General features: G+C 61.3%; 4 protein-coding genes. 3 read left to right on the plus strand and 1 reads right to left on the minus strand.

From position 1 onward, the window contains the following. The first annotated feature begins 439 nt into the window (after positions 1-439). The 3 genes from ABSG20_RS25325 to ABSG20_RS25335 are packed head-to-tail and all read left to right on the plus strand — an operon-like array spanning position 440 to position 5,948. Positions 440-1,183, plus strand: a complete 744-nt coding sequence (locus ABSG20_RS25325) for an HAD family hydrolase (protein WP_423867231.1) — start codon at positions 440-442, stop codon at positions 1,181-1,183. Continuing rightward, complete coding sequence (locus tag ABSG20_RS25330) at positions 1,180-3,468, plus strand: glycosyl hydrolase family 65 domain-containing protein (RefSeq protein WP_423867232.1); 2,289 nt, start codon at positions 1,180-1,182, stop codon at positions 3,466-3,468. Before ABSG20_RS25325 ends, ABSG20_RS25330 begins: the two co-directional genes overlap by 4 nt. Positions 3,469-3,521: 53 nt before the next feature. Further along, entirely contained in the window at positions 3,522-5,948 is a 2,427-nt protein-coding gene (locus ABSG20_RS25335) for a glycoside hydrolase family 65 protein (protein WP_423867234.1), read from the plus strand. Positions 5,949-6,079: 131 nt separating this feature from the next. Here the strand turns inward: ABSG20_RS25335 and ABSG20_RS25340 are convergent. Then, positions 6,080-7,019: UPF0182 family protein (locus tag ABSG20_RS25340; RefSeq protein WP_423867233.1), on the minus strand; the 940-nt coding region annotated here is incomplete at its 5' end.

The following is a 7,019-nucleotide window of genomic DNA, read 5'->3' on the forward strand; positions in this document are numbered from 1 at the left end:
AAGCTGCCGGCCGATCCCAGCAAAAGGCGCTTGACCCGTGGCGCTTTCCACCGATTCGCTGGCGGCCTCGATGGATGCTGAGTGGCATTTCATGACCGATTGGTAAAGCCGCGGCAACAGTCCGCGTAGAGGCGGAGACTACTCAGATCTGATCATCGCGCTTCATTCATCATCCGTCAGGTCAGACGCGTGAGCGAGCGGAATGAAGGCCGCGTCGGGACATTGTTAACGGTTCGCGGCTTCTGGGCAGTCCCAATTGTCATCATGGCTTCAGACGGCAGCCGAGCAAGCCCTGCGGCAACGCGCCTGAGTAGTTTCCGAACCTGCCTCAACGAATTCGCACGAACTAGTTTACATCCGGCGAGCCGGGCGGCGCACCGTGCTGGCCGGAGCAGCGGCATAGGGCGTATTCGGTAAAAGCAGAGCTAAGGGCAGCGACATGACAACCAGCGAGCTACTGGCATCACGATCTGTTCAAGTCGGGACGCTAAAAGCGGCAATCTTTGACGTTGATGGCGTTCTGCTAGCCTCGCCGCATGAACGTGCCTGGCGCGAGGCACTGCGCGGGTTCGGAGATCCTGAGCGTTTCACGACCGCCATGTACCAGGCCGATGTGGCTGGCAAACCGCGCCTCAGCGGCGCCCGCGCGGCCCTCGATGCGCTGGGCGTGCCCGACGCCGCGGGGCGGGCGGCCGCTTATGCCGTGCGCAAGCAGAAGCGGCTGGAGGAGTTGATCGCAGAAGGAGCTGTCAAGGCCTTCCCGGACGCGCTTCGTTTCGTTCAAGCGGTGGCGGACCTGGGCTGGCCGATGGCTGTGGCATCGTCTTCCAAGAATGCAAATGGAATGATGCGCTCGATCCGCATCGACTCCGGGCAAAGCCTGTTAGACATTTTCAGCGCCAATGTCTGCGGGCGCGACCTGCCGCGGGGCAAGCCGGATCCGGCGATTTTCCTGCTGGCGGCTTCGGAACTGCACGTCGATCCTTCACACTGTTTCGTCGCCGAGGACGCTCCGGCCGGGATCGAGGCCGCCTGCGCCGGCCACATGGCGGGGCTCGGCGTGGCCCGCAAGGACGACGCCGCCGGCTTGCGAACAGCGGGAGCGAAAGTCGTCGTGACTAGTCTTGATGACATCGCGCTCGACGAACTGGCCGAGGGTCGCCTCTGCAGGCGGCCGGCATGACCGCCCTTAAGACGATGGCAGACATGCTTGCTGGGACCGAAGATCCGGCGTGGATCTTCGCCGTGAATGGCTTCGAGCCGATGATGGAAAGCAGCGTCGAGTCGCGCTTCGCGATCAGCAACGGTTTCCTGGGTGTCAGGGGCGCGCGCTCGACAACGAGAGGCGAGCGGTGGGTAGTTCCAGCACGAACCTATGTGGCGGGGCTATTTGATAGTCCTGACGTCAAGCAGGCGGCGCAGGCACTCGTCCCGGCCGTCGACTGGCTAGGTATCCAGATCGCGCTACCGGGCGGCCCTCTGGTGGGTCACCCCGGAGATGTGCCGCTGCACCGGATGACACTCGACATGAGGCGGGGCTCTGTGCTCAGCGAAAGCCACCATTTGCCCACCCGCGAGATAGGCCTCTTTGTCCGAACGCTGCGTCTCGCTTCGATGAGCGAGCGAGCTATCGGCCTGCAACTGATCCAGTTGGAAGTCGAACACGGCGAGGTCGATATCACCTTCGAGGCCTCGGCCGAGGGAATGGAGCTTGGGCTCGCGACCGACCGGCTCGATCAGACTCTCGGCCTGTGGCACACCCGGTACTCGGGGAAACGCCTCGCGCTGGCCACTCTGACATCGCTCCAGATCGACGGTAAGATCGTTCAACCCATCGCGCTCGGCCCACTGAAATGGTCCTGGCGTTGGAAGACCCGCCCCGGGCAACTCGCGAGTTTCGAACGTTTCGTTGCCATCGTGCGGACGGATGCGCTGGAACTGGATCCGGGGCCGACGGCTCGAGACAAGCTCGGTCTGGCGCAACGGGCCGGGTGGCGCGGCGTCGTCAGTGCGCACGAGGCGGCATGGACAAGTCGCTGGCTATGCAGCGACGTAACAATCGCAGGCGACGATGATGCACAGCATGCCCTCAGGTTCGCCGTTTACCACCTGAACGGCGCAGCCAATCCGGCCGATGAGCAGGTCTCGATCGGCGCCAGGGCGCTCACCGGCGACGACTACCATGGCCACGTATTCTGGGACACCGAGATATTCCTGCTGCCATTCTATAGTCTGACCTGGCCCGGAGCGGCCCGGACACTCCTGATGTATCGCTTTCACACGCTCGGCGGAGCGCGGGCGAAAGCGGCGGCCATGGGGTGGCGTGGCGCGCTCTATGCCTGGGAAAGTGCGGCGACCGGCGCGGAGATGTCACCGGAGCAGGTGATCGGCCCCGACCGCAAAGTCATCGCCGTGTTGTGCGGCAGGCAGGAGCAACACATCAGCGCCGACATAGCCTACGCCGTCTGGCAATACTGGCAGGCAACAGGCGACGACGATTTCCTGCTCCAGGCCGGCGCCGAAATACTACTGGAAACCGGCCGCTTCTGGGCCAGCCGCGCCGGGCTGGAGGCAGACGGACAATGTCACATCCGCGGCGTGATAGGCCCCGACGAGTATCACGAGAACATCGACGACAACGCCTATACCAACGTCATGGCGCGCTGGAACATCCGCCGCGCGCTGGATGCCGCCGCGTTGTTGCGCGAGCGTTGGCCCGCGCGCTGGCGGGTTCTCGCCGGCCAGCTCGCTCTTGAAGATACCGAACTGGAGCAATGGCGGAACGTCGCGCAGACCATCAAGACCGGGCTCGATCCTAAAACCGGACTGTTCGAGCAGTTCAGCGGCTATTTCGGCCTGGAAGACATCGACCTCAACAATTACGCAGGCCGGTCCGTGCCCATGGACGTGGTGCTCGGGCGAGAGCGGACGCAAAATTCCCAGGTGGTGAAACAGTCCGATGTCGTTGCGCTCTTGGGATTGCTGCCGGAGGAATTCGAGGGCGATTCGGCCGCGAAGAACTTCCGCTACTATTCCTCCCGCTGCGGCCATGGCAGCTCTTTGAGTCCAGCCATGCATGGGCTCGTTGCGGCCCGGTTAGGCGATGCCGCAGCGGCGCTGCGCTTCTTCCGCCAGACGGCGGCCATTGATCTTGCTGCCAAGCGGGTAGGATCCGCCGGCGGCATTCACATCGCGGCTCAGGGCGGAATCTGGATGCTGTCGGTGCTTGGTTTTGCCGGACTCTCGTTACGCAGCGACGGCATCGCTATCGATCCTCACCTTCCGACCGGGTGGAACAGTGTTGCCTTCAGCGTTCAGTGGCGTGGTCGGCGTATCAAAATCAGGATCGATCAGACCGAACGGCGACTTAATGCAACGCTCGAGGCCGGAGAGCCAATGATCTTGTTCGTTGGCGGAAAGCCGAACCATCTCGCCGCTTCCGCGGCGTCATCGCCGATATCGTGGTGAGGACCGCAGCGCAGCTTCCGCTGGCGGCAGAGGACGCTTCGGCTTGGTCATTGGTGTTCGATGGGTTCGACCCGGCCCAAGAGGGAATCCGCGAAGCGCTTTGCACCCTGGGAAATGGATATTTCGCAACCCGCGCGGCCGCGGCCTGGGCCGAGGCGGATGGCGTTCATTACCCTGGTACCTATCTCGCCGGTGGTTACAATCGGCTGCAAACCGATATTGCCGGCCGCACGATTGAGAACGAGGACCTGGTCAACTTCCCCAACTGGCTCGCGCTGCGCTTCCGGGTCGCTGAAGAGGGCTGGTTCGATCTCAATCGCGTTGCAATTTTGTCATACCGGCAGGAACTTGATCTTCGACGCGGCTTGCTGCTGAGCGCCGTGCGCTTCGAGGACCAGAAAGGGCGGCGAACCCTGTTGCGAGAACAACGCCTGGTTTCGATGGCCGACATGCATCTGGGCGCGGTGGAATTGACGCTGACCGCCGAGAACTGGTCCGGACCCGTCACGGTCCGCTCGGCGATCGACGGGCGGATCGTCAATGCTGGGGCGAAGCTTTATCGCAAGTTCAACAACAAGCACCTGGAGCATCTCTCAGGCCAGATCGTCGGCGAAGACGGCGTCGGCCTGCAGGTGCGAACCTCGCAGTCGCAAATTCATGTTGCGCAGGTTGCACGAACGCAGATGTTCCTCGACGGGCGCGTGCTCGAACCTCGCCGCCGCGGCGTCGAAGAACCAGGTTACATCTGCCAGGATATGACGGTCGACATCAAGCAGGGCGAGTCCTTGGTGGTAGAGAAGCTCGCCTTCTTATACACCTCCCGCGATCAAGCCATTTCAGAGGCTTCCCTGGCGGCCCGCAAGGCCGCACGGCGCGCCGGGCGGTATGATGCGGTCAAGGCGGGCCACGTCTTGGTCTGGGAGGATTTGTGGCGGCGCTTCGATGTGCGCATTGAGCCCGACGGTCCCAGCTTCAGACCAAATATCTCGATGCTGCTTCGACTGAACATGTTTCACCTTCTGCAAACCGTCTCGGTGCACTCGATCGACCTTGATATCGGCATTCCCGCGCGGGGTTGGACCGGGGAGGCCTACCAGGGTCACATTTTCTGGGATGAGCTGTTCATCTTCCCGTTCTTCAACTACCGCCTGCCCGAAATCACCCGAGCCATTCTGGCCTACCGCTACCGGCGGCTCGATGAAGCGCGCGCTGCCGCCCGAACGGCCGGACACAACGGGGCGATGTTTCCCTGGCAGAGCGGAAGCGACGGCCAGGAAGAAACCGACAAGCTGAATCTGAATCCGCACTCGCAGCGCTGGGTGCCGGATAATTCGTATCTTCAGCGTCACGTCGGAAGTGCGATCGCGTACAATGTCTGGCAGTATTTTCAGGTCACCCATGATATCGAGTTTCTGCAGTTCTACGGCGCCGAGCTGATACTCGACATCGCCTTGTTCTGGTCCAGCATGACAGCCCTCAACAACGAGCGGGGACGCTACGAGATTCGTGGCGTCATGGGTCCCGATGAATTCCACGACGGCTATCCGGGTGCAGCAACGCCTGGCCTCAACAACAACGCCTATACCAACGTGATGGCGGTGTGGGTGCTGTGCCGGGCGTTGGAAGTGCTTGACCGGATATCCAAGGCACGTCGCACCGAACTCACGACACGGCTTGGCATATCGTTGGTCGAGATTGCACGGTGGAAGGACATCGGCCGCAGGATGTATATTCCCTTTCACGACGATGGCATCATCAGCCAGTTTGAGGGCTACGACGCGCTAGCGGAGCTCGATTGGGCCGCGTATCGCCGCAAATATACCGATATCCAGCGCCTTGACCTCATTCTGGAGGCGGAAGGGGATAGCCCCAACCGCTACAAGCTGTCGAAACAGGCCGATGTCGTCATGTTGTTCTATCTGTTTTCCGCGGACGAACTCGGGGAGCTGTTCGCGCGACTGGGGTATCCGATCAACCACGACACGATCCCGGATAACGTCAACTACTATGTCGCGCGCACGTCTTACGGCTCCACACTTTGCCGTGTGGTCTATTCCTGGGTGCTGGCGCGTTCCGACCGGCCACGCTCGATGGTGTTCTTCGCCGACGCGCTGCAAAGCGACGTGAGTGACAGCCAACACGGAACCACGGCCGAGGGGGTCCACCTCGGAGCCATGGCAGGCACGGTCGACCAGGTGCTGCGGGTGTCGACGGGGATCGAGGTAAAGGGAGACGTTTTGCTGTTCAATCCCGAACTGCCGCCGGAAATGGAGTGCCTGGAGTCGCGCATCCGTTATCGAGGGCACTCGCTTGATCTGCGACTGACGCACACTTCCCTGACGGTCTGCGGGGAGGAAGATCTGCACGTCGCCCCCATCGCGTTGAGCGTGGCAGGCAAGACCTACGACTACATCAGCGGTACCACGCGGGTGTTCGAATTGAATGACGGCGGAAAGCAACCGGCGCTGTCAAAAGGGTAAGAGCATTGGCCCGCCTGTGAACCCAGTAGCGTTGAAGCCTGGGATGTTGGGCCTCGATCGGTCATCGGAGCCCGTTCTTACGCGACGGATTGGTTTCAGGCATCTGTCGCCATTTCAGGCAGCGAGGATTGCTACGTTGGCGGCGGGTTGGCTAGCAGAGTCTTCAGGGCCTCCATGGCCTTGCCAAATTTGTCCCAATCTCCCTGCTGCATCGCCTTTTGAGCCTCCTCAAATTGTGCTCTCGCCGGGCCGGAATCCGACGCACGAGGTGGTGTCCCGATCGCTGCGCCAATTGTTTGTGCTGCAGGCCTTTGTGCGGTGGCCGGCTGAGTACCGAAAAGCGCATTCAATGCCTCGTCGAGCGTGGGCTCCATGACGACCTTATCGCCGGCGACGGCGATCACGCGCTTCAGCTGAGGAAAGTTCGCGCCTTCAGCTCTGAGGTACAAGGGCACCACGTAGAGGAACGAATTCTCGATCGGTGTCACGATTTGTTTGCCGCGAATGACGCGCGACCCCTGTTGGTTCCAGAGGGTGAGCTGCTGGGAGATGGTGGTGTTTTGATCGATCATCGCCTCGATCTGGTTTGGTCCGTAGATGAGCTTTTCCTTCGGAAGCTCGTAAAACAGCATTTCGCCGTATCCGGGAAAGTCGGACCTGGCGGCCATCCAGGAGATCATGTTGTCCCGGCTTTGCGGCGTAAAGGGCGTCATCAGGAGGTACTCAAGCTGCTGGCTCCCGGGAAGTTTCGCCAGAATATAATAGGGATCCATGGGCTGCGCCTGGCCTGCGTACTTTTCCATCGGGGCCGTCCACAGGTCCTCCCGGTTGTAGAAAACCTGGGGATCCGTCATGTGGAAGGTCCTGTATTGATAAGCCTGGACGCCGAACAGATCCTCCGGATAGCGCAGGTGCCTCTTGAGATCCGGCGAAATCGCACTCAGGTCATTGAATACGCCGGGAAACGCCAACCTATAGGCGGCGAGGACGGGGTCTTTGGGATCCATGACGTAGAAGCGGACACTTCCGTCGTACATATCGACAACGGCCTTCACGGAGTTTCGGATGTAG

Source organism: Bradyrhizobium sp. (assembly GCF_049512235.1).
Lineage (GTDB): Bacteria > Pseudomonadota > Alphaproteobacteria > Rhizobiales > Xanthobacteraceae > Bradyrhizobium.

Excerpts from the sequence above, each read along its gene's own strand:
- ABSG20_RS25325 (WP_423867231.1), top strand. The coding sequence starts at position 440 with ATGACAACCAGCGAGCTACTGGCATCACGATCTGTTCAAGTCGGGACG.
- ABSG20_RS25330 (WP_423867232.1), top strand. The coding sequence starts at position 1,180 with ATGACCGCCCTTAAGACGATGGCAGACATGCTTGCTGGGACCGAAGAT.